23 protein-coding genes and 1 other annotated feature are annotated in these 22734 nt (G+C 42.9%); of the genes, 18 read left to right on the top strand and 5 right to left on the bottom strand.

From position 1 onward, the window contains the following. The first annotated feature begins 132 nt into the window (after positions 1 to 132). Both asnB and alaP read left to right on the top strand, forming a co-directional pair. Positions 133 to 2031, top strand: coding sequence for an asparagine synthase (glutamine-hydrolyzing) (asnB, locus tag MHB62_RS15680; RefSeq protein WP_004398625.1), 1899 nt, complete (start codon positions 133 to 135; stop codon positions 2029 to 2031). 135 nt (positions 2032 to 2166) lie between these two features. Next, a complete protein-coding gene (alaP, locus tag MHB62_RS15675; protein ID WP_003229105.1) occupies positions 2167 to 3558 on the top strand; it encodes an alanine permease AlaP in 1392 nt (463 codons plus the stop codon). Between the two features lie 245 nt (positions 3559 to 3803). Here the strand turns inward: alaP and MHB62_RS15670 are convergent, their stop codons facing one another. After that, entirely contained in the window at positions 3804 to 4319 is a 516-nt protein-coding gene (locus tag MHB62_RS15670) for a gamma carbonic anhydrase family protein (protein WP_003229106.1), read from the bottom strand. A 48-nt stretch (positions 4320 to 4367) separates the two neighbouring features. Here MHB62_RS15670 and ytpA point away from each other — a divergent pair, with 48 nt between their 5' ends. After that, positions 4368 to 5147, top strand: coding sequence for a phospholipase YtpA (gene ytpA, locus MHB62_RS15665; RefSeq protein WP_003229109.1), 780 nt, complete (start codon positions 4368 to 4370; stop codon positions 5145 to 5147). Positions 5148 to 5167: 20 nt separating this feature from the next. Further along, the gene (gene tbcS, locus MHB62_RS15660; protein WP_004399076.1) at positions 5168 to 6271 is read left to right on the top strand and encodes a tetraprenyl-beta-curcumene synthase; all 1104 of its coding nucleotides are present in this window, start codon (positions 5168 to 5170) and stop codon (positions 6269 to 6271) included. Here tbcS and MHB62_RS15655 read toward each other — a convergent pair. Together MHB62_RS15655 and MHB62_RS15650 are read right to left on the bottom strand one after the other, a co-directional pair. Beyond that, positions 6261 to 6845 (bottom strand): class I SAM-dependent methyltransferase, encoded by a 585-nt coding sequence (locus MHB62_RS15655; protein ID WP_003229113.1) that lies wholly within the window; start codon positions 6843 to 6845, stop codon positions 6261 to 6263. The genes tbcS and MHB62_RS15655 overlap by 11 nt on opposite strands. Then, a complete protein-coding gene (locus MHB62_RS15650; protein ID WP_015714564.1) occupies positions 6842 to 7810 on the bottom strand; it encodes a TIGR01212 family radical SAM protein in 969 nt (322 codons plus the stop codon). Before MHB62_RS15650 ends, MHB62_RS15655 begins: the two co-directional genes overlap by 4 nt. 161 nt (positions 7811 to 7971) lie before the next feature. On the opposite strand from MHB62_RS15650, the gene MHB62_RS15645 reads away from it, so the two are divergent. The 12 genes from MHB62_RS15645 to bceB all read left to right on the top strand — a co-directional run bounded on the left by MHB62_RS15645 (position 7972) and on the right by bceB (position 18412). After that, complete coding sequence (locus MHB62_RS15645; protein WP_003229117.1) at positions 7972 to 8244, top strand: YtzC family protein; 273 nt, start codon at positions 7972 to 7974, stop codon at positions 8242 to 8244. A gap of 154 nt (positions 8245 to 8398) precedes the next feature. Continuing rightward, positions 8399 to 8536, top strand: a complete 138-nt coding sequence (locus MHB62_RS15640; protein ID WP_003229119.1) for a hypothetical protein — start codon at positions 8399 to 8401, stop codon at positions 8534 to 8536. 33 nt (positions 8537 to 8569) lie between these two features. Next, positions 8570 to 8962, top strand: a complete 393-nt coding sequence (gene ytrA, locus MHB62_RS15635; protein WP_003229121.1) for a GntR family transcriptional regulator YtrA — start codon at positions 8570 to 8572, stop codon at positions 8960 to 8962. Next, positions 8955 to 9833, top strand: a complete 879-nt coding sequence (ytrB, locus tag MHB62_RS15630; RefSeq protein WP_003229123.1) for an ABC transporter ATP-binding protein YtrB — start codon at positions 8955 to 8957, stop codon at positions 9831 to 9833. The genes ytrA and ytrB overlap by 8 nt, the downstream gene beginning before the upstream one ends. Then, complete coding sequence (gene ytrC / locus MHB62_RS15625; protein ID WP_015714563.1) at positions 9827 to 10813, top strand: ABC transporter permease YtrC; 987 nt, start codon at positions 9827 to 9829, stop codon at positions 10811 to 10813. The genes ytrB and ytrC overlap by 7 nt, the downstream gene beginning before the upstream one ends. Positions 10814 to 10842: 29 nt before the next feature. Next, a complete protein-coding gene (ytrD, locus tag MHB62_RS15620; protein WP_032722368.1) occupies positions 10843 to 11820 on the top strand; it encodes an ABC transporter permease YtrD in 978 nt (325 codons plus the stop codon). A gap of 14 nt (positions 11821 to 11834) precedes the next feature. Then, positions 11835 to 12530, top strand: a complete 696-nt coding sequence (gene ytrE, locus MHB62_RS15615) for an ABC transporter ATP-binding protein YtrE (RefSeq protein ID WP_014477726.1) — start codon at positions 11835 to 11837, stop codon at positions 12528 to 12530. Continuing rightward, positions 12520 to 13830, top strand: coding sequence for an ABC transporter permease YtrF (gene ytrF / locus MHB62_RS15610; RefSeq protein WP_004398682.1), 1311 nt, complete (start codon positions 12520 to 12522; stop codon positions 13828 to 13830). The genes ytrE and ytrF overlap by 11 nt, the downstream gene beginning before the upstream one ends. Positions 13831 to 13926: 96 nt before the next feature. After that, on the top strand, positions 13927 to 14622 hold the full coding sequence (gene bceR / locus MHB62_RS15605; protein ID WP_004399109.1) for a two-component response regulator BceR: 696 nt from the start codon (positions 13927 to 13929) through the stop codon (positions 14620 to 14622). Next, complete coding sequence (gene bceS / locus MHB62_RS15600) at positions 14615 to 15619, top strand: two-component sensor histidine kinase BceS (protein ID WP_004398652.1); 1005 nt, start codon at positions 14615 to 14617, stop codon at positions 15617 to 15619. Before bceR ends, bceS begins: the two co-directional genes overlap by 8 nt. A 101-nt stretch (positions 15620 to 15720) precedes the next feature. Next, positions 15721 to 16482 carry a bacitracin ABC transporter ATP-binding protein BceA gene (gene bceA, locus MHB62_RS15595; protein ID WP_003229137.1) on the top strand — a complete coding sequence of 254 codons (762 nt, stop codon included), beginning with the start codon at positions 15721 to 15723 and terminating at the stop codon, positions 16480 to 16482. Next, positions 16472 to 18412, top strand: coding sequence for a bacitracin ABC transporter permease BceB (gene bceB / locus MHB62_RS15590; protein WP_032722367.1), 1941 nt, complete (start codon positions 16472 to 16474; stop codon positions 18410 to 18412). Before bceA ends, bceB begins: the two co-directional genes overlap by 11 nt. A 36-nt stretch (positions 18413 to 18448) precedes the next feature. On the opposite strand, the gene MHB62_RS15585 is transcribed toward bceB, so the two are convergent. Then, entirely contained in the window at positions 18449 to 19195 is a 747-nt protein-coding gene (locus MHB62_RS15585; RefSeq protein ID WP_003229141.1) for an LMBR1 domain-containing protein, read from the bottom strand. 188 nt (positions 19196 to 19383) lie between these two features. Here MHB62_RS15585 and MHB62_RS15580 point away from each other — a divergent pair, with 188 nt between their 5' ends. Continuing rightward, on the top strand, positions 19384 to 20577 hold the full coding sequence (locus tag MHB62_RS15580; protein ID WP_004398741.1) for an MFS transporter: 1194 nt from the start codon (positions 19384 to 19386) through the stop codon (positions 20575 to 20577). 236 nt (positions 20578 to 20813) lie between these two features. Here MHB62_RS15580 and MHB62_RS15575 read toward each other — a convergent pair whose 3' ends face one another. Next, positions 20814 to 21599, bottom strand: coding sequence for a blue-light photoreceptor (locus MHB62_RS15575; RefSeq protein WP_032722366.1), 786 nt, complete (start codon positions 21597 to 21599; stop codon positions 20814 to 20816). Positions 21600 to 22002: 403 nt separating this feature from the next. Between MHB62_RS15575 and MHB62_RS15570 the strand changes: the two genes are divergently transcribed. Beyond that, positions 22003 to 22338, top strand: coding sequence for a DUF4257 domain-containing protein (locus tag MHB62_RS15570; protein ID WP_003246114.1), 336 nt, complete (start codon positions 22003 to 22005; stop codon positions 22336 to 22338). Between the two features lie 102 nt (positions 22339 to 22440). Then, positions 22441 to 22655: a binding site (T-box leader), on the top strand. Positions 22656 to 22734 lie beyond the last annotated feature (79 nt).

Raw genomic sequence — 22734 nt, 5'->3', positions numbered from 1 at the left:
GGTTAAGCGGCTTTCCCTTTTTTATCGTTGTATTCATGTTTATTTTTTTACATAACTGTGAAACCAAATACTATTCACAGCGTCTATAAATAGGGGTTCAATGATGACAATTTTAATTATGGAGGCAATACTATGTGTGGATTTGTCGGGGTTTTTAACAAGCATCCGTTAGCTCAAACCGCTGATCAAGAAGAACTAATCAAACAAATGAACCAAATGATCGTTCACCGCGGTCCTGACAGTGATGGATATTTCCATGATGAGCACGTCGGCTTCGGATTCAGACGGCTCAGCATTATTGATGTAGAAAATGGCGGACAGCCTTTATCATATGAAGATGAAACATATTGGATTATCTTTAACGGAGAAATCTATAACTATATCGAACTGAGAGAAGAACTTGAAGCAAAGGGGTACACATTCAACACGGATTCGGACACAGAGGTTCTTCTTGCGACTTACCGTCACTATAAAGAAGAAGCGGCGTCCAAACTGCGCGGTATGTTTGCCTTTCTGATTTGGAATAAAAACGATCATGTGCTTTATGGGGCAAGAGATCCATTCGGCATTAAACCGTTGTACTACACAACGATCAATGATCAGGTTTATTTTGCCTCAGAGAGAAAAAGTTTAATGGTTGCTCAGAATGATATTGAAATAGATAAAGAGGCATTGCAGCAGTACATGTCTTTCCAATTTGTTCCTGAACCAAGCACGCTTGATGCTCATGTGAAAAAAGTAGAGCCGGGTTCACAATTCACAATCCGCCCGGACGGCGATATCACATTCAAAACGTATTTCAAAGCGAACTTCAAGCCGGTTCAGACTGAAGAAGACAAGCTTGTGAAAGAAGTCCGAGACGCGATCTATGACTCTGTAAACGTTCATATGAGAAGTGACGTTCCTGTCGGTTCATTCCTGTCTGGCGGGATTGATTCTTCCTTTATTGTGTCTGTTGCGAAGGAATTTCATCCAAGCTTAAAAACATTCTCTGTCGGCTTTGAACAGCAGGGCTTCAGTGAGGTTGATGTAGCGAAAGAAACGGCAGCGGCGCTGGGCATTGAAAATATCAGCAAAGTCATTTCGCCTGAGGAATACATGAATGAGCTTCCGAAGATCGTATGGCATTTTGATGACCCGCTTGCTGATCCGGCAGCGATTCCGTTGTACTTTGTTGCAAAAGAAGCGAAAAAACATGTTACAGTTGCTTTATCAGGTGAAGGAGCGGATGAGCTCTTCGGCGGATATAACATTTACCGTGAACCGCTTTCGCTTAAACCGTTTGAACGGATTCCGTCCGGCTTGAAAAAGATGCTTCTGCACGTTGCTGCCGTTATGCCTGAAGGTATGAGAGGAAAGAGCCTGCTTGAGCGCGGCTGTACTCCGCTTCAGGATCGTTATATCGGTAACGCGAAAATCTTTGAAGAGTCTGTCAAAAAGCAGCTGTTGAAGCATTATAATCCGAACCTTTCATATCGCGATGTGACGAAGACTTACTTTACAGAAAGCAGCTCGTACAGCGATATCAACAAAATGCAGTATGTCGATATCCACACTTGGATGCGCGGCGACATTTTGTTAAAGGCGGATAAAATGACGATGGCGAATTCTTTGGAACTGCGTGTGCCGTTCTTGGATAAAGTCGTATTCGACGTCGCTTCAAAAATTCCTGATGAGCTGAAAACGAAGAACGGCACGACGAAGTATCTTCTTCGCAAAGCCGCTGAAGGAATTGTGCCTGAGCACGTATTAAACCGCAAAAAGCTTGGTTTCCCTGTACCGATCCGTCATTGGCTGAAAAACGAAATGAACGAATGGGTGCGGAATATTATTCAAGAAAGCCAAACGGATGCTTATATCCATAAGGATTATGTCCTTCAGCTTCTTGAAGACCATTGTGCGGACAAGGCTGATAACAGCCGTAAAATTTGGACTGTGCTAATCTTTATGATCTGGCACAGCATCAATATTGAAAAACGGTATATGCCTGAAGAGCTGAGCCATCAGCCTAAAGAAGTCATCTTTGTGTAACAGACAACAAGGCTTTCGAGTAGTCGAAAGCCTTGTTGTTATCCTTTTATTTCTCCATCATCATTGATTTACCCAATCCGTACGGAATATTCAGAAAAATGATATAATGATATTTTTTTCTAGGGGAGAAGAAGCATGCAAAAACAAAAACAAGAGCTGCACCGCGGACTCGAAGAAAGGCATATTTCTTTAATGTCTTTAGGAGCTGCTATAGGAGTAGGGTTGTTCCTCGGCTCCGCATCAGCTATTCAATTAGCAGGGCCTGGTATTTTGGTAGCGTATGCCGCAAGCGGCCTGGTCATGTTTTTTATTATGAGAGCGCTTGGGGAAATGGCCATTCAAAAACCGGTCGCAGGCTCCTTCAGCAGGTATGCGCGTGACTACTTGGGACCGCTTGCAGGCTATTTAACAGGGTGGAACTACTGGTTTTTATGGGTTGTCACCTGTATGGCCGAAATTACTGCTGTCGGTATCTATATGGGGTTCTGGTTTCCTGACGTGCCAAACTGGATTTGGGCATTATCGGCACTGGTCATTATGACGGGTGTTAATTTCCTGGCTGTCAAAGCTTACGGTGAGCTGGAATTTTGGTTCGCATTGATTAAAATTGTTGCGATCTTATCCATGATTGCAGTCGGTTTATTGATGATTATTGCAGGAGTCGGCAATGGGGGCATTGCCACCGGAATCAGTAATTTGTGGAACAACGGAGGATTTTTCCCTCATGGATTAAAAGGGGTTCTATTGTCTCTTCAAATGGTCATGTTCGCCTATTTAGGGATTGAAATGATCGGGGTGACGGCTGGCGAAGTAAAAAACCCGCAAAAATCGTTAGCCAAAGCAATCGATACAGTATTTTGGCGGATTTTGATTTTTTATGTAGGCGCTTTATTTGTCATTATGTCTATTTATCCGTGGCAGGAAATTGGCTCTCAAGGAAGTCCATTTGTTCTCACATTTCAAAAAGTGGGCATTCCATCGGCCGCAGGTATCATTAACTTTGTCGTGTTGACAGCCGCGCTGTCTTCATGCAACAGCGGTATTTTCAGCACAGGGCGGATGCTGTTTAACTTGGCGGAACAGAAAGAGGCGCCACAAGCATATGGTCAGCTGACGAAAGGCGGCATCCCGGGTAAAGCTGTTCTGGCTTCAGCGGGCGCTTTATTAGTCGGAGTGCTGTTAAACTATGTTGTCCCTGCGAAGGTATTTACTTGGGTTACAAGTATTGCGACGTTCGGAGCGATTTGGACGTGGGCAATCATTTTGCTTTCTCAAATAAAATACAGGAAAAGTTTGAAGCCGGAAGAAAAGAAACAATTAAAGTACAAAATGCCTTTATTTCCGTTTACGTCTTATGTGTCATTGGCATTTCTAGCATTCGTCGTCATTCTTATGGCTTACAGCCCTGATACAAGAGTAGCCGTGATTATCGGGCCGATATGGTTTCTCATCTTGCTGGCTGTGTACTATGGAAAAGGGTTTCATAAAAAAAATGCAGCTGCTGCCAGCGAACGAAATATCAGCTGACAAAAAGAGCTCCCAGTGGGCTCTTTTTGTGTGTGCTCATAGAAAATAGAGAACAGGAAAGAATAGGTATGTGTTTTTGCAGAGGCTGTTTATAGTTTTGTGATAAGATAAAAGTCATACGTTTCATGCTATATGTGAACGTTTTATGGAAAAATCGAAACCCGAACTGTTATGACGTCCGGGTTAACGATGGTTATTGCTTTCAAATATAATTTGAAAAATGGTAAAGTAAGACGAAGCAGGTCTTATGTTTGTTGAAGAAATTTATAATATTGGCCCTTTTCTACATATTCTGACCGTATTCTTTGCATATCTTTTCGGTCTTCTTCCGTCAAAGGGCGGATGACTTTTGCAGGGCGGCCAAAGGCGAGATGGTCAGGCGGAATGATTTTTCCGGGCGGGACAAGACTGCCGGCACCAATAAAAGCGCCTTCGCCAATTTCGGCTCCGTCTAAAATGATTGAGCCCATCCCGATTAAGGCGTTCTTGCGGATAACAGCGCTATGAAGTGTAACCTGATGGCCTATCGTGGCGTCATCTTCAATGAGCAGCGTCTTGTTCGGGCTTTGATGGAGGCAGCTTAAATCTTGGATATTGACTCTGTTTCCGATTCTGGTCGGCGCAACATCTCCCCTTATGACAACAGAAAACCAAATGCTGGACTGTTCTCCGATCACGACATCACCGGTAATTGTTGCATTATCAGCTATAAAGGCTGTTGGGTGGATATCTGGCTTGTGTTCCTTATAAGGGTAGATCATAAGATTCATCCTTCTTTCTCTATTTAAATTTCGTATGAGGTGAAGAACATGTGGACCTGGAAAGCAGACAGACCTGTTGCAGTGATTGTAATCATTCACGGGGCAAGTGAATATCACGGACGATATAAATGGCTGATTGAAATGTGGCGGTCTTCGGGTTATCACGTTGTCATGGGCGATTTGCCTGGACAGGGAACAACGACAAGAGCGAGAGGGCATATTCGCTCGTTTCAAGAATACATTGATGAAGTAGATGCTTGGATAGATAAAGCGCGAACTTTTGATCTGCCGGTTTTTCTTCTAGGTCACAGCATGGGCGGTCTGGTCGCGATTGAATGGATTAAACAGCAAAGAAATCCCAAGATTACGGGAATTATTTTATCATCACCGTGTCTCGGACTGCAAATTAAAGTGAATAAAGCGCTTGATCTTGCATCAAAAGGCCTGAATGTCATCGCTCCGTCACTTAAGGTTGATTCGGGATTATCAATTGATATGGCGACGCGCAATGAGGACGTCATTGAGGCTGACCAAAATGATTCGTTATACGTCAGGAAAGTTTCTGTCAGATGGTACAGAGAGCTTTTAAAGACAATTGAATCGGCAATGGTGCCGACAGAGGCATTTTTGAAAGTTCCGCTTCTTGTGATGCAAGCCGGTGATGACAAGCTTGTTGACAAAACGATGGTCATCAAGTGGTTTAATGGTGTTGCTTCTCATAATAAAGCATACAGAGAGTGGGAAGGGCTTTACCATGAGATCTTCAATGAACCCGAGAGAGAAGATGTTTTTAAAGCAGCAAGAGCGTTTACTGATCAATATATTTGAACTAGTAGGGGGTGCATGTGTTGACAGTACCGGAACATCCTTTTGGATTGATGGCAAAGGTATATCGAGATATTTTTCCGCTCGTTCATCAAGAGCTGGACATATGGAAGCAAAAATCAGAATCGATTCATAACAGTGAATTGAAAGCACAGGCAACCGCAAGTATTCGGGACAAAACGTTTCACTGTGAAGGCGGCGGCATACTGGCCTTATTGTCAGGCAGCCAAAAACAGAAATGTGTCGAGTTTATCATCGCGTATCAAACGATTAGTGATTATTTGGACAATCTGTGTGACCGCAGCACCTCGCTGGACCCGCAGGATTTTCGGATGCTCCATGCCTCAATGCAGGATGCACTGACAGTTGGGGCGGAACTGCAAAACTATTATCAATTCAGGGAAGAACAGGATGACAGCGGATATCTGCACGAACTGGTCAAAACGTGCCAGCGTGTCCTTGGTTCCATTGAGCACTATGACATGATTAAACCTTATCTGCTTGAACTGTGCGGCTATTATTGCGATTTGCAGGTGCATAAGCACGTTATTGAGCATGAGCGTGTTCCGCGGCTTGAAAAGTGGTTTACTCAATATGAATCAGAGCTGCCTGAGATGGAATGGTATGAATTTTCAGCCTGTGCAGGCTCAACGTTAGGCATTTTCTGTCTGGTTGCGTATTCGTTCCAGCCTGATTTCACAGAAAGCACCGCTAAAAAAATCCGCGACAGTTATTTTCCTTACATACAGGGCCTTCATATCCTGCTTGATTATTTGATTGATCAAGAGGAGGACTTGCTGGAAGGAGACTTGAATTTCTGCTCGTATTATCAGTCTCATGAAGAGATGATGGACCGGCTTGAACACTTTATCCATAAAGCCGACGAGCATTTACAAGGCATTCCGCATGAAAACTTCCATCGTTTAATCAATCGCGGCTTGCTTGGTGTTTATTTGTCAGATGATAAAGTGGCAGGCCAAAAGGAAATGGGCCGGCTCGCAAAGAAGCTGATCAAAGCCAGCGGAAAAACCTCCCTTTTCTTTTATATCAACGGCAGAGCCTACCGGAAATTTCAAAAAATGTCCTGGATGAAAAACTCAAAGAAAAAAGCTCAAATCATTTGCTGATCTGAGCTTTTTTTTCGATGGCGACAATAAATGGCGGGTCATTTTGCTGATTGAAAAATCCGTATGTTAATACACGGGCTGATTGCTGGTCCAAGTCCCGGCAAAACTCGAGCACGTCGTTTTTTTCAGCTTTGCCTTCCGGGTGGCCATGATAGACGACGAGAACAATCAGACCTTCGTCTTTCATGATGCTGAGAAGCTGTTCAATTGCTTTGATCGTAGAACTGCCGTTTGTCGTAATTGATTTGTCCCCGCCCGGCAAATAGCCGAGGTTAAATACCGCGGCCGCCACTTTGCCATGTGTTTCAGGCGGGAGGGATTCAGCGATTTTATCATGGCTTTTTTGAAATAACGTTGTTCGCGCTTGATACATGTCACCGAGCCGTTCCTTTGTATTGGCCACGGCTGATTCTTGGATGTCGAATGCGTATACATGGCCGTTTTCACCAACAAGCTCCGCTAAAAACTGTGTATCATGTCCGTTGCCCATTGTCGCATCTACGACAATATCTCCTTCTCCCGCGGCCATTTTCAGCAGTTCTTTGCTATAAGGAAGAATTTTCTTCAAAATCATAGCGCTGATTCCTCCTCAAGGCGCTGAAAGAACTTTCCTTGATAGCTGCCTCGATTTTCTAGCTCTTTATTAATGGCGCCAAGCACTTCCCATTTGTTGACGCTCCACATTGGCCCGATCATCAACTCAATCGGTCCGTCACCTGTAATGCGGTGGACGATCATTTCAGGCGGAATGATCTCAAGCTGATCGCACACGAGCTGCACATAATCATCTTGAGAAAGAAATTCCAGCTGGCCCTTTTCATATTGCTTGACCATCGGCGTGCCTTTCAGTAGGTGAAGCAGATGAATTTTAATGCCCTGGACGTCCAAATCTGCGACGGCCTTTGCCGTTTCCATCATCATGTCCCGGTCTTCCAAAGGCAGCCCGTTGATAATATGCGAGCAGACACGTATGCCGTGTTTTCTTAATTTATTGACGCCTTCCACATAGCAGTTAAAATCATGTGCGCGGTTGATCAGAAGTGCAGTCCGTTCATGAACTGTTTGAAGCCCAAGCTCCACCCACAAATACGTACGTTCATTCAGCTCTGCCAAGTAATCAACGACATCATCAGGCAGACAGTCAGGGCGTGTGGCGATCGAAATGCCGACCACATCATCTAAGGCGAGGACGGATTCGAATTTCTCACGAAGCACCTCAACCGGGGCGTGAGTGTTTGTGAAAGCCTGAAAATAAGCGATGTATTTGCCGTCCTTCCATTTTTCGTGCATGCGGTTTTTGATGTCGTGGAATTGCGTAATTAAATCATCGGCCCGGTTTCCGGCAAAATCGCCGGAGCCTGCTGCGCTGCAAAACGTACAGCCTCCGTGGGCTACGGTGCCGTCCCGATTCGGACAGTCAAAACCGCCGTCAAGCGCTACTTTAAACACCTTATGGCCGAAATGTTCTCTGAGATGATAATTCAATGTATGATAGCGTTTTTCCGTATTTGAATAAGGAAAAGGATTGTTCTGCATCACAATTCATGTGCCTCCTTGCGTACGATTGCATCCTAAAATTGTAGCACGCATTTCACAAGAGAACAAATGAATATCGACCATAAATTACTTTATTGAATAAAGTCAGATGAGGCTACAATATGAATGATGGATGATTTCCATTACCAAGAGGAGGGGTTACTGTGGCAACAAGACAATCAGTAGATGAACATCTCCAGCAATGTATGCAGGCCTATGATTATGCTGAAGAACAGCTGAAAATCGCTTCTAAACAAGAGCATTATAACGATCAAGAATATAGTGATGCACAAATGCAGCTTGAAGATGCGGTAAATGCCTTGAATAAGCTATGGCTGTCGTCAAATGATCAGCAGAGAGAACAGCTGTACAGAATGAGGCTTCAGCTTCAATCTTTGCAAAATAATATGATCCTGCAGCACCCTCTTGATGTGTAGGAAAACGGACCCTTTTAAAAGGGTCCGTTTTTTTGTAAAAAAAGGATTGACTTTGTGAGTCAAAGTATTTATTGTATTAAGTGTACTAATTGAAGTAATACACTATAGACACTAATATAAAATCATTTATATATTGACATTAAGGGAGGCAGTTATGAAACATAAAAAACGAAACAAACGTAACGTGCCAATGCTGATTGCGGCATCTGTGATCGCTTGTTCTTTTTTTCTTGTTCTCGTGATGATCGGTTTTGAATGGCAAAAAAGTATAATTGATCATTTTTATCTATAAAAGGTTCAGATCGTATAGAAAGTAGGGAAGTAAATGATTCAAATCGATCCAAGAAGCTCAACACCCATTTACGAACAAATTATTCAGCAAATGAAAGAGCTTTGTTTGAAAGGGATCATGAAGCCTGGTGATAAGCTTCCTTCTGTCAGAGAATTGGCAACGATCATTATTGCGAATCCGAACACTGTCAGCAAAGCGTATAAAGAACTTGAGCGAGAGGGGATTATTGAAACGCTGCGGGGCAGAGGGACCTATATATCGGAGAATGCAAAAACGACACTGGTTGAAGGGAAGATGACGATGATTAAAGAGCAACTCAAACAGCTCATCATCGATGCACACTATGCAGGGGTTGAGCTGGAAAAACTGCACGAATGGATAAAGGAAATCAGCGCTGATGTGAAGGGAGGCAAAAAAAATGATTGAACTACGGCAGCTGTCAAAAGCGATTGACGGCAATCAAGTATTAAAAGATGTTTCATTAACAATCGAAAAAGGAGAAATCTTTGGATTGCTTGGACGCAACGGATCAGGGAAAACGACGATGCTTCGCTTAATCCAGCAAATCATTTTCGCTGACAGCGGAACGATTTTATTTGACGGCGTAGAAATCAAAAAGCACCCGAAGGTCAAACAAAATATCATCTACATGCCTGTTCAAAATCCTTTTTACGACAAGTATACATACAAGCAGCTTGTTGATATCCTGAGAAGAATATATCCGAAATTTGATGTCACGTACGCGAATGAACTGATGAACAGATACGAAATTCCAGAAACGAAAAAATACCGTGAGCTGTCGACAGGCTTGAAAAAACAGCTGTCGCTCGTTCTGTCGTTTGCGGCGAGACCGGCGCTGATCCTCCTTGATGAGCCGACGGATGGTATTGATGCGGTAACTAGACATGATGTGCTGCAGCTGATGGTCGATGAAGTGGCAGAGCGTGATACGAGTATCCTGATTACGTCCCACCGGCTTGAAGACATAGAGCGGATGTGCAACCGAATTGGCTTTCTTGAAGATAACAGGCTGACCAACGTCATGGATCTTGATGAATTAAAAGAAGAATACATCAAAATACAAATGGCGTTTGACACAGATGTCAATCTGGCCATCAGAGAGCAAAACATTCCGATGCTCGATCAGGCCGGCGTGTTTTACACAGTGCTGATACCGAAAAGCGATGAGGAGAAAAAGAGCTTTTTGAGAGAGCTGAAGCCAAAAGTATGGAATGAGCTTCCTGTCAACCTGGAAGAAGTGTTCATTGCGAAGTTTGGAGGGAAGCGGAGATGGTAGACCGAGGTCTCCTCTATCGAGAGTGGAAACAGAATCAAGTGGTGATTTTGCTAAGTATTGCGTTTTTAGTGCTGGCAAATCCGCTTTCTATCATTAATACGTATTTGTCTTATCAAGGGTGTCTGGCTCATCAAGACCCGCAATATTGTGAATTTATTGTGAATTATCATAGGAGCAATCTAATAGATATCAACTGGGTGCCGGGGGTCATTTTGGCGGTCTGCTTCCTCGGAATGGAACGTTCGAAAGGCACGATGGATTTTATATTAAGCCTCCCATATAACAGAAGCCAAATTTTTCAGACGAAATTTTGGTTAGGCGGTTTTGTGATTGTGCTGTCGCAATTAATTGGCTTTTTATTTGCGTGGCTGCTGATTCTTGTCTATAACCCTGAACACGTCTACTTTTTTGAGCACAGCAGCGTTGGAGTAATTGTGATTAGTTTTATGGCTTATTGTTTGTTGATGGCTGCTGGTGCATTAACGGGGAATGTTTTTGCCCAGTTATTAACGGCATTTGCTGCTGCGGTATTGCCGTATTTAATTGTTGCATTGCCGGTTGGAAACTTTGAAGTTGTTTTTGGTGTGAATATATGGGAAATGTTCCCTTCCCCGGAGGTGTATTTCTCTCTGACGAGCAATTTATTATATCTTGTGCCCATTGGTTATGTTGCAAGTGACTGGCTTATCGATAGTAAATATATTTTAATGATTCCAGCTGCCATGAGCATTCTGTTTTACTTGATTGGTTTGATAAGCTTCAAAAAGCATCCCAGTGAACGAAACGGACACTTTTTCTTATGGAACAGATTAGACCGTCCGGTGCAAATTCTGGTTATGGCTTTCGGCATCCTTGGATTTGGTTTATTTGGATACTATACCGGACATTCCATTATTGGTTATATTTTGGGTATGATCATTGGGGCAGTGGCTGGATTCTTTGTGAGCTACTTCTCTATTTATAAGAAAACAAAAGTGTAAGAAATGCCATAGGTTTGGATGGAAGTGAGTTGCCGGATTCCGGACTGCTTTACAAAGAGTGGCGGCAGAATAAAGTCGCCTTAGTTATCACCATTTTGGTTTTTATATTGGGTAATCCATTATCAATTTTAAATATGTATCTCATCTATCAAGGCTGTGTCACTGGAAAAGAAAATTGGGTCGGCCCCTGCGTATTCAGCGTTGATTATTTAAACAGCTCATTTATCTCATTGTTTTGGATTTGGGGAGTCGTTTTGGCGGTCAGCCAGCTAGGGATTGAACGAAGCAAGGGCTTTTTTGATTTTACATTAAGCCTTCCGTATACAAGAGGGCAGATATTTCATGCAAAGTTCCTTACTGGCGGAATGGTGATTGTGATACCGCAACTCATAGGTTATGTTTTATCTGTTTTGCTGATCATACTTTTGAAGCCTGATCAGGCCGTTTATTTTCACAACTACAGCTTGGGAATGATTATTGTTAGCATGCTGGCTTATTCTTTGGTTATGGCCGGAGGAGCTTTGACAGGCAATAGTTTCGCACAGCTTCTAGTCTCATTTACCGTGGCCATTTCGCCATTTTTGCTCATCAGCCTGCCTGCGATCAACCTCGAGATCCTTTTTGGCGGATCAATAGATTTTATCCATGGTCCAGTACCTAAATGGGTGCAGTATTTCATTCCGATAATTTATGTAGACTCGAAATGGGCTGAGAATTCACCATATTATTTAGTCATTCCGGCTATCATGACTATCATTTTTTACATTATCGGCTATATTAGCTTTGTCAAACTGTCTAATGAAAGAAACGGATATTTCTTCTTATGGAAGCCGCTTAACCGCCCGGTGCAGATCATCGTTATTATCATAGGAATCATGGGCTTCGGCTATTTTGGATTTACGGCAAGCGAGAGCTTTGCAGGTTATCTCATTGGCATGGGTACAGGTGCGGTAATCGGTTTCTTGATTAGTTATTTTGCGATTTATAAAAAAATGAAACTTTTGTAAGGGAGAGAGAACATATGATTGATGTTCAGCATATCGACCATTCTTTCACGATCGGAAAAAAGGGCCGTGAGAATGAAGTTCCAGTATTGAAGGATGTTTCATTACGTGTGGCGAAAGGTGAGATCGCCTGTATTGTCGGGCGAAGCGGCTCAGGGAAATCAACGCTTTTGAATTTGATTTCCGGCTACATATCGCCGACAAAAGGGCGGATTGTCATTAATGGCACTGATGTTACGGGGTTTAATGAAAAGGAATGGGCGCAATTTCGGCTTGACCATTTTGGTTTTATTTTCCAAAGTTTTCAGCTCATCCCGGGTTTAACGACGTATGAGAATGTGGAAATGCCGCTGGCGTTAAAAGGAATCAAGCCATCTGAGCGGAAGCAAAAGGTGCAGGACATGCTGAAACGCGTCGGTCTGGAAAACCACGCCGCTCATTATCCGAATGAACTGTCAGGCGGCCAGCAGCAGCGTGTCAGTATTGCTCGAGCATTGATTTTAAATCCTTCGATTATCTTAGCGGATGAGCCGACGGGAAGCCTTGATTCAGAAACGGAACATGAAGTGCTGGAATTGATCCAGCAGCTGAATCGTGAGCGTGGCATTACATTTGTGATCATTACTCACGATGATGAAGTCGCTTCTATCGGACATTCAAAATTTCAGCTTCATGATGGTGTGCTAAAAGGAGGAATTACCGTTGAGGTTTAAGGATCAGGTTCATTTTATCAGAAGAAATATGAAGAAAAACAGGCTTCGCGTCTTTATGACGATTCTGGCGACAACAATGGCGTGTGCGTTTTTGGTTGTGTTGTCGTCCGTTGGATTTGGGATTCAAAAGACGATTACAGATATGACAATGAGCCAGCAGATTGTAACGAAAGTCAGCGTAATGGGCAAGGAAGGAGACAAGCCGATTAAAAAAGCTGATTTAGAGAAGTATGATCACGTAAGGTCAGTTGTAGAAAGAACGCAAGTGTATGAACCAAACAAAGCTACTTTAGGCAATCGTACAAATGAAAGCTCAAATCTCATTTTTACTAATATGAATGATGAATTAAAGGCCAATATGGAATTGGAAAAGGGAAGAGTCGCAAAGTCGGAAAATGAAATCGTAGTAGGATACGACTTCGCAAAGAGATTATTAACGAAAAAAGAATCGGAAGAATATAACAAAAAAATCGAGGAAGCAAAAGGAAATCCAGAAGATATAAAAGAACCAAAGGGCTATACGAAAGATATTCTAAATAAAACAATTGAACTAAGTGTATCGAAGACAGATTCTAAAACAGGGGATGTTACAAAAACAAAAACATATGACTTTAAAATTGTCGGTATTACAAAAAAACCATCTCAAGACTGGATGGAGGACTCAAATATTTTTATCAGTGATCAATTCAAAAAAGATTTTTCGGAATTCTTAGATTTCAAAGGCGGAAATGTTGAAACGAACATTGGTGTTTTTGCTGATAAGTTTGAGAATGTGGAACAGCTGACAAATGATCTAACAGATGACGGGTACTATGTCACATCAGTGACTACTGAACTTGAGGGAGCCAATACCTTCTTCATGGTCTTCAAAATCGGACTGATCTTTGTCGGATGTATCGCAGTTATCATTTCAGCGATCGGCATTTTTAACACGATGACGATGGCGGTGACAGAGAGAACGCAAGAGATCGGCATTATGAAAGCGATTGGGGCGAGCCCGTCAATCATTCGCCGAATGTTCTTGATGGAAAGCGCGTATATCGGAATTTTAGGCTGTGTGATTGGGATTATCATTTCTTACGGCGTGAGCTACCTTGTCAACCTGGCCGTTCCGATGATTCTTGCGGCCACAAGCGGTGGCGATGCGGGCGATTTGAATTACACATTCTCCTACATCCCGGCGAGCCTTGTGATCATTGCCGTTGTGATTTGCGGAGGGGTCGCAGTCATTTCCGGAATGAACCCGGCGAGAAAAGCTACCAAAACCAACGTGCTGACAGCGTTGAGAAGAGAATTATAATGCGAACGAGCCGGCTGAGACAGCCGGCTTTTTCTATAGCGCATGCTGGCGTTTTGCTATACACTTGATAAAAAAGGAAAAAGTGCGGTGAGTCGATTGTTTAAACTTTTGCTGATTGAAGATGATGAATCGCTGTTTCATGAAATCAAGGATCGTTTAACGGGATGGTCCTATGATGTATACGGCATTCAGGATTTCAGTCAGGTGCTGCAGGAATTTGCGGCGGTTAATCCTGATTGTGTCATTATTGATGTGCAGCTGCCTAAATTTGACGGCTTTCATTGGTGCCGTCTGATCCGCTCCCGGTCAAATGTTCCGATTCTCTTTTTATCCTCCCGGGATCATCCTGCTGATATGGTGATGTCCATGCAGCTCGGGGCAGATGACTTTATTCAAAAGCCATTTCATTTTGATGTGCTGATCGCGAAAATCCAAGCGATGTTCCGGCGTGTGCACCATTATAATACGGAGCCGAGTACGATTAAAACGTGGTGCGGCGCTGCTGTAGACGCGGAGCAGAACCTCGTCAGCAATGACAAAGGATCTGTTGAACTGACCAAAAATGAAATGTTCATTCTAAAACAATTAATAGAGCAAAAAAACAAGATCGTCAGCCGGGAAGAGCTGATCAGAAGCTTGTGGAACGATGAGCGTTTTGTTAGTGATAATACGCTGACCGTCAATGTCAATCGCCTGCGAAAAAAACTGGACGCCCTGCAGCTTGGTGCATATATCGAGACAAAGGTGGGCCAGGGCTACATCGCGAAGGAAGAGGACAAGTTCTATGATTAAAGCATTCCTTATCGAAAGGCGGAGCTGGATTGCCGCGTTTTTGTTTCAGCAGGCTTTGATGCTGTTCATTGCTTTTGTCGATCCTTCCATATCATTTGGGAATGTACTTTATATGGTGTATTTGTGCATCTTGTTTTTTATCATATTCCTTTGGTTCCGCTATCGGAAAGAAACAGCGTTTTATAAAAGCTTGAAAACATGGGAGAACAATCTCGATGTGACAGCCATAAATGAACCGGAAACGCCGTTTGAAGCAATGGTTGAAAGAAGCATTGCCGGGCAAACAGAACACTTGAAGCAGACCGCAGCACGGCATCGCTTAGCATTGGAAAATGAAAAAGATGAGCTGATGGCATGGATCCATGAGGTCAAAACTCCATTAACAGCGATGCATTTAATCATTGATAGAATGGAAGAAAAAGCACTGAAATCCCAGCTGTCATATGAATGGCTGCGTATTCACCTGCTTCTTGATCAGCAGCTTCATCAAAAACGCATTTCATTTATTGAAAACGACCTGTCAGTAGAATTCATTCAGCTTCAGCCTTTGATCTTTAAAGAAATCAAAGATTTACAATCGTGGTGTATCCAAAAAGGGATCGGTTTTGACATACAGCTCGAGGCCAAAGAAGTGCTGAGCGATGCAAAATGGCTGGCGTTTATCATCAGGCAGCTGCTGACAAACGCGGTGAAATACAGCGAAGCCTCTGAAATCGAGATCAAAAGCTTTCAAAAAGGGGAACAGACGCAGCTCCAAGTGAAAGATTGTGGCAGGGGCATTGATCCAAAAGATGTACCGCGTATTTTTGATAAAGGGTTTACATCCACAACGGATCACCATGATCAAGCGTCAACTGGCATGGGGCTGTACTTGGCAAAAAAAGCAGCGGCGCCGTTATTGATCCATATTGATGTTGAGTCGGAGTTTGGTGCGGGAACAGTTTTTACATTAACCTTTCCAATACGGAATCAATTTGAACATGTCATAAGCGTGTGACGAAAATGTCACATGCTTTTCTTTTTTGTTCGCCGTATCGAAGGAAAAGCCCGGCATTCCTTTTTATAATGAGATTATCCAATATAAAGGAGACTGCGTAAATGGTGATTTTAGAAGCGAATAAAATTCGAAAAAGTTATGGAAACAAGCTGAATAAACAGGAAGTGCTGAAGGGCATCGATATTCACATTGAAAAGGGCGAATTCGTCAGTATTATGGGTGCTTCCGGGTCGGGAAAAACCACTTTGCTCAACGTTCTGTCCTCAATCGATCAGGTCAGTCACGGAACCATTCATATTAATGGAAATGACATGACGGCTATGAAGGAAAAGCAGCTGGCTGAATTTAGAAAACAGCATTTAGGCTTTATCTTTCAGGATTACAATTTGTTAGACACATTGACAGTGAAAGAGAATATCCTTCTGCCTTTATCGATCACGAAACTATCAAAAAAGGAAGCCAATCGCAAGTTTGAGGAAGTTGCCAAGGAACTGGGAATATATGAATTGCGGGATAAATACCCGAATGAAATTTCCGGCGGCCAGAAGCAGAGAACATCCGCTGGAAGAGCGTTTATTCATGACCCGAGCATTATTTTCGCTGATGAACCGACCGGCGCGCTCGATTCGAAATCGGCCTCCGATCTATTAAATAAGCTGAGCCAGCTCAATCAAAAACGCAACGCGACGATTATTATGGTTACCCATGATCCCGTCGCTGCCAGCTACTGCGGCAGAGTCATTTTTATTAAGGACGGGCAAATGTATACACAGCTGAATAAAGGGGGCCAGGACAGGCAAACGTTTTTCCAGGATATTATGAAAACGCAAGGCGTGTTAGGCGGGGTGCAGCATGAACATTAATCAGCTCATCCTGCGAAATTTGAAAAAGAATCTCCGGAATTACTATTTGTATGTGTTTGCGCTCATCTTTAGCGTGGCGCTTTATTTCGCCTTTGTCACGCTGCAGTATGATCCAGCAATTAACGAAGTGAAGGCTTCAATCAAGGGAGTCGCGGCTATTAAAACCGCTTCGATTTTGCTTGTGGCTGTAGTGGCGATCTTCATTTTATATGCCAATACGATTTTTATTAAGAGACGGAGTAAAGAAATCGGGCTGTTTCAATTAATTGGAATGACGAAGCATAAAATTTTTCGCATCTTAAGTGCAGAAAATGTCATGCTGTATTTCGGTTCATTAGCGATCGGGGTAGCGGCCGGGTTTTCGATATCGAAGCTTGTCTTGATGATTCTGTTCAAAATTGTCGATGTCAAAGCGGATGCGAAACTGCATTTTTCTGAGCAGGCCTTGGTCCAAACGGTCATTGTGTTCTGCGGCATTTACCTTTTGATCATGATCATGAATTATACGTTTATCAAAAAACAGAGTATTTTATCTTTGTTTAAAGTAACGTCCTCCACTGAAGACAAAGTGAAGAAAATATCATTTTTCCAAATGCTGATCGGCGCTTTAGGCATCGTGTTGATTTTGACAGGATACTATGTGTCTTCTGAGCTGTTTGGCGGAAAATTTAAGACCATTAATGAACTGTTTGTTGCGATGAGCTTCATTCTGGGGAGCGTCATTATCGGGACGTTTTTGTTTTATAAAGGATCAGTTACGTTTATCTCGAATATCATTCGAAAAAGCAAGGGCGGCTACTTAAATATTTCTGAGGTTCTGTCACTGTCTTCGATCATGTTCAGAATGAAATCGAATGCGCTGCTGCTGACGATTATTACAACCGTTTCAGCGCTCGCCATCGGGCTGTTATCTCTTGCTTACATCTCGTATTACTCGTCGGAAAAGACCGCTGAACAAAATGTAGCGGCTGATTTTTCATTCATGAATGAGAAAGATGCCAAGTTATTTGAAAACAAATTGAGGGAAAGCAACATCTCGTTTGTAAAAAAGGCAACACCTGTCCTGCAAGCAAATGTTGACATTGCAAATATTATGGATGGAACTCCGAAAGAGATGCAGGGCGATCCCGGCAATATGCAGCTTGCTGTTGTTAGCGACAAAGATGTAAAAGGAGTCGATGTGGCGGCTGGAGAAGCCGTTTTCTCAGGATACACCGACTTGCTGCAAAAAATAATGGTTTTCAAGGACTCTGGTGTTATTAAAGTAAAAAGCAAGCACGAGACGCAGCCATTAAAATATAAAGGATTAAGAGAAGAGTTTCTTGTGTCCTACACGTTTACAAGCGGGGGCATGCCCGCTGTCATTGTGGATGACGGCCTGTTTAAACAGCTGGACAAGGATAAAGACCCCCGCATTCAGCTGGCGCAATCTACATTTATCGGCGTCAATGTGAAACATGACGATCAAATGGAAAAAGCAAATGAGCTTTTTCAACAGGTGAACAAGAAAAACGAGCATTTATCAAGACTAGATACAAGCGCTGCGCAAAAATCACTGTTTGGTATGGTGATGTTCATCGTCGGCTTCTTAGGGTTAACGTTCCTGATTACATCAGGTTGTATCCTTTATTTTAAACAAATGGGTGAAAGTGAAGATGAAAAACCGAGCTATACAATTTTAAGAAAACTCGGCTTTACGCAGGGCGACCTGATAAAGGGGATACGCATCAAACAAATGTACAACTTCGGCATTCCGCTCGTTGTCGGCCTCTTCCACAGTTACTTTGCCGTCCAATCCGGCTGGTTCTTATTCGGATCAGAGGTATGGGCGCCTATGATTATGGTGATGGTGTTATATACTGCGCTCTACTCCATTTTTGGTTTTCTGTCAGTTCTTTATTATAAGAAGGTCATTAAATCGTCGTTGTGAAACAGAAAAAGCTCCAGACATTCTGGAGCTTTTTGTTTATCGTTTTGGCGCCCGATAACCGGCGGCTTCAGCTTCTTCAACTGAGCAAAACATTTCAGCCGGATCGGTTGTCCGGTCGTAGTATGTACTGCCTGGCGTGTGGTAGATGCCGTTTCTGCTTCCTTTGATATTACAGCCTTCTGCTTTGTCAGCTGTTTTGGTTTCATCACTTTTACTTGTATTGTTTGAAGAACTTCCAGTGTCTTCATGAGAGCTGGCGGTTTGGCTTTCCGTCTCTTTTAATTGATTTTCAAGCTTTGTTTTATCTTGTCGAAGTGTTTCATTTTCAGCCTTTGCCGTTTTTGCATCTTCTTTGAGCTGCTTTTGATTTTCTTGAAGCTCTTTAATCTCAGCTTTTAATGATTTCTGAGTCTTTTTTAGATCGCTATTTTCGTTTTTAAGCTTCTCAAGCTTGTCTTGATCTTCTTTGTTGTCTTTTAATTTCTTTGCTTCAGAGCTGACAGATTTATATTCTTTCTCAAGTTCTTCGTGCTCTTTTGTGAGGTTTTTATATTCGGCGTTTAGCGCTGAATATTTTTTCTCGGCATTTGCTGCGGCAGTGTCAGGTTCTGCCAATGCTGCCCCGGTAAAGAGCAGCACAAGGCCTCCAATGAAAAGCGGCCAAAAAAGTCTCTTTGAGAAACGTTTTTCCTTTTTCAGTACATATCTGACAAGGTGATATAATCCATAGCCCAGTGCAATGAGACATGCCAGAAAACCTAAGAATGCTAATACCATTTCCATAATATGACCCCTTTTTCTATTTATTTTACATTTTTCAAACAATATTTGTTAGATTTTTTCACGCTCATCAGTTGAAAAATGTGAGAGAGACAGATAGAATGAATGTGCTATGATAACTGGATTCGTACGGAGCCGTTTTAGGTTTCGTTTTTTTCATGAGCTTTTTTAGGTAAGAAAGGGGGATGAGTATGCCGCGTGCTCTTAAAATTTTAGTCATTGGAATGTTTATCAATGTGACGGGTGCTTCTTTTTTATGGCCGCTGAATACGATTTATATCCATAATCATTTAGGAAAGTCGTTAACAGTAGCCGGACTTGTCCTGATGCTGAATTCCGGCGCCAGTGTGGCTGGCAATTTATGCGGAGGTTTTTTGTTTGATAAAATCGGCGGTTTTAAATCGATTATGCTTGGGATAGCCATTACGTTAGCAAGCCTGATGGGTCTTGTCTTTTTTCATGATTGGCCAGCCTATATTGTGCTGCTGACGATTGTGGGCTTTGGCTCCGGTGTTGTTTTTCCGGCAAGCTACGCAATGGCGGGATCGGTATGGCCTGAAGGGGGAAGGAAGGCATTTAATGCGATATATGTCGCGCAAAACGCGGGCGTGGCCGTTGGTTCAGCGCTTGGCGGTGTCGTGGCATCTTTCTCGTTTTCATATGTATTTTTGGCAAATGCCGTATTGTATCTGATCTTTTTCTTTATTGTATATTTCGGATTTCGAAATATTCAAACGGGCGATGCATCCCAAACATCCGTGCTTGATTATGATGCTGTGAACAGCAAAGCAAAATTTGCCGCACTGATCATTTTAAGCGGAGGCTATGTACTCGGATGGCTGGCTTATTCTCAGTGGTCAACCACAATTGCTTCGTACACACAAAGCATTGGAATATCTCTTTCCTTATACAGCGTGCTGTGGACGGTTAACGGAATTCTCATTGTGCTCGGCCAGCCGCTCGTCAGTTTTGTGGTGAAAAAATGGGCCGAGTCGCTAAAAGCGCAAATGGTCATCGGCTTTATCATTTTTATTGTGTCTTTCAGCATGCTGCTGACTGCAAAGCAATTTCCGATGTTTCTCGCTGCGATGGTGATCCTGACTATCGGAGAAATGCTTGTTTGGCCTGCTGTGCCGACTATTGCCAATCAGCTTGCCCCTAAAGGGAAAGAAGGCTTTTATCAAGGCTTTGTCAACAGTGCGGCGACAGGCGGCAGAATGATTGGTCCCCTGTTCGGAGGAGTGCTTGTCGATCATTACGGCATTAGGGCTCTTGTTTTATCTCTGTTGGTATTGCTGCTGATCAGTATTGCCACAACGCTTCTATATGACAAACGGATAAAATCAGCTAAAGAAACAAATAAGCAGGCATCAATCTCTTCATAATAAAAGATCCCGCTGGGTGAGCGGGATCTTTCAGCGTGTCGACAAACCCTCGCATTCGTTGTCAGGCCTGCGCTTCGGTGCTCACGAATTAGAACATTCGCTCCGCTCCTATGCTCGTCCTTCCTAGACTTCAAGGGTTTTCAATCACGCTGAAAAGATGACAAAATCCTAAAATGAAAACCATTTTAGGATTTTGTCAACAATCTGAAAGATCCCGCCGGATGAGCGGGATCTTTTTACATAATCGGAAGCACGTTAACGGCATCCTTTACATTTGAATATGTTTTCAGCGACGAAAAATTGGCATCCAGTTTATTCATTTTCATGGCCAATTCAGGCTTAATGCCGGTAATGATTAACTCAGTTCCGGTCAATTTCAGCAAATGGCTCAGCTTGAAAATTTGGTCGGCCGTTTGTTCGTTCACTTGGGCCAATCCGGATAAATCAATGATCAAATAATCATCTTTGGATGTTGATAAGATATTCGTCAATGTGCAAACAATGGAATTAAATCGCTCCTCTGTCAGGTTTCCGACTAGCGGAAGAGCCGAAATGCCATTGCGAATCGGGACAATAGGAGTTGAAAGTGCAGTAATTTCCGTGAGGGAATCCTCGAGAAGCTTTTCATACTCTTTTTGCTTGGTGATGTCTTTCTGAATTCCGACAAAATACGTTTTATCCTCTATTTCCATTGGATCAATATTTAATTCATTCCAGAACATCGTTCCGTCTTTTTTGTAGTTTTGAATCTGAACGGTGACCGGTTCTTTATTTTGTAAAGCGGTTCTGATGTTGTCCACTTCTGCAGGATCTGTGTGTTTCCCCTGTAAGAAGCGGCAGTTCTTTCCTAAAATTTCCTCGGTCTCGTAGCCGGTCATTTGAACAAAGCCTTGATTTACGTAGATAATAGGATTATCTTCAAGTGCGGGATCTGTAATTACCACACCGACTCGCACGTGATCAAGCGCTTTTTTGATGACTTCCAGCTGTCCTGGTATCCCAAATGATTGAAAACTAGCCATATAAATCCCCCTTAGGCCGTCAGCTTGCTATGCGAAAGCCTGATATTCCCCTTTTTAAAATGAATTCTACAGTAACCGTAGCACAACACATGTTCTGATTCAAGCAAGTGCAGTTTGTTGTTTGTCATTAGGGCTTGTCCTCGTATACACTAAAAATAAGAACAGAATTTGAACATATGAACGGAAAGGTTTTCTACATGCTAAATAGGTGACTAGGTCAATGTCACTGGGTGAAAAATGAATCCAATGCATCAAGCTTACCGATCATGTGTTCACATATAATGGAAGAAACAAGCTTTTTACAGATTTGCCGGTATGTAGATATCGAAAATCATCGGAATCGTTTAAGGGGGCTGGATGGCCTGAAGTCGCTTTACGAAATAAGGGCTTTAGGAAGGTGATGATGAAGATGCTGCATCAGGTACTCATTGCTTGTGTAATTGGAGGAATCATGGGGATTCTCGGTCATGTGAAAAAGAGAGGCAGGCTGGAGAAGCCCAGAATGACGAAGCGGTTTATCTACCTTGGATTTTTGGAAGATTGGTTTATCGGCATGACGGCTTCCATTTTACTTGTATTATCCGCTGACCCCGATTCAGGAATTCAACTTGTCATCTTATCCATTATCTCAGGCTACGGCGGTGAAGCTGTTCTCAGAAGTTTTGACTTTGTGAGAGAACTGAACAGCGGCGGCGAACCGGCCGAGTCCAAACGTCAAACCAAAACTCCACCCGAATAATTGTCCTCAATCTCCGCCCGTTCAGGGTACATTCCCATTGTATACAAACCTGCTTGCACTTATGAACAGAATTCTATAAAATACAGTTAGATTACGGTTGCGATAAGAACAATGAAGAGAAGCAGTAAGAAACAGATATTGTTGCAGAGAGTTGACGGCTGGTGAAAGTCAATCAAGTTTGTTTCCGAACTCACCTCAGAGTTGCAGCGGTGAAAAGCCGCTGACGCATAACTGCGTTAAAAGTATCAAGTGAGTGCGGCGTATGCCGCGCTAACGAGGGTGGTACCGCGGGAAAACGAAAGTCTCTCGTCCCTTTTAGGGATGAGGGAGTTTTTTTTAGTTTGGGAATATTCTGAATAATCCTCTCCTTCCCGTCAATACTTGAACCATACACGC

The sequence above is a fragment of the Bacillus sp. FSL K6-0255 genome, assembly GCF_045040725.1.
In the GTDB taxonomy this organism is placed as follows: domain Bacteria; phylum Bacillota; class Bacilli; order Bacillales; family Bacillaceae; genus Bacillus; species Bacillus subtilis.
The sequence above is the reverse complement of the archived record's forward strand: the minus strand, read 5'-3'. Positions and strand labels throughout refer to the sequence as shown.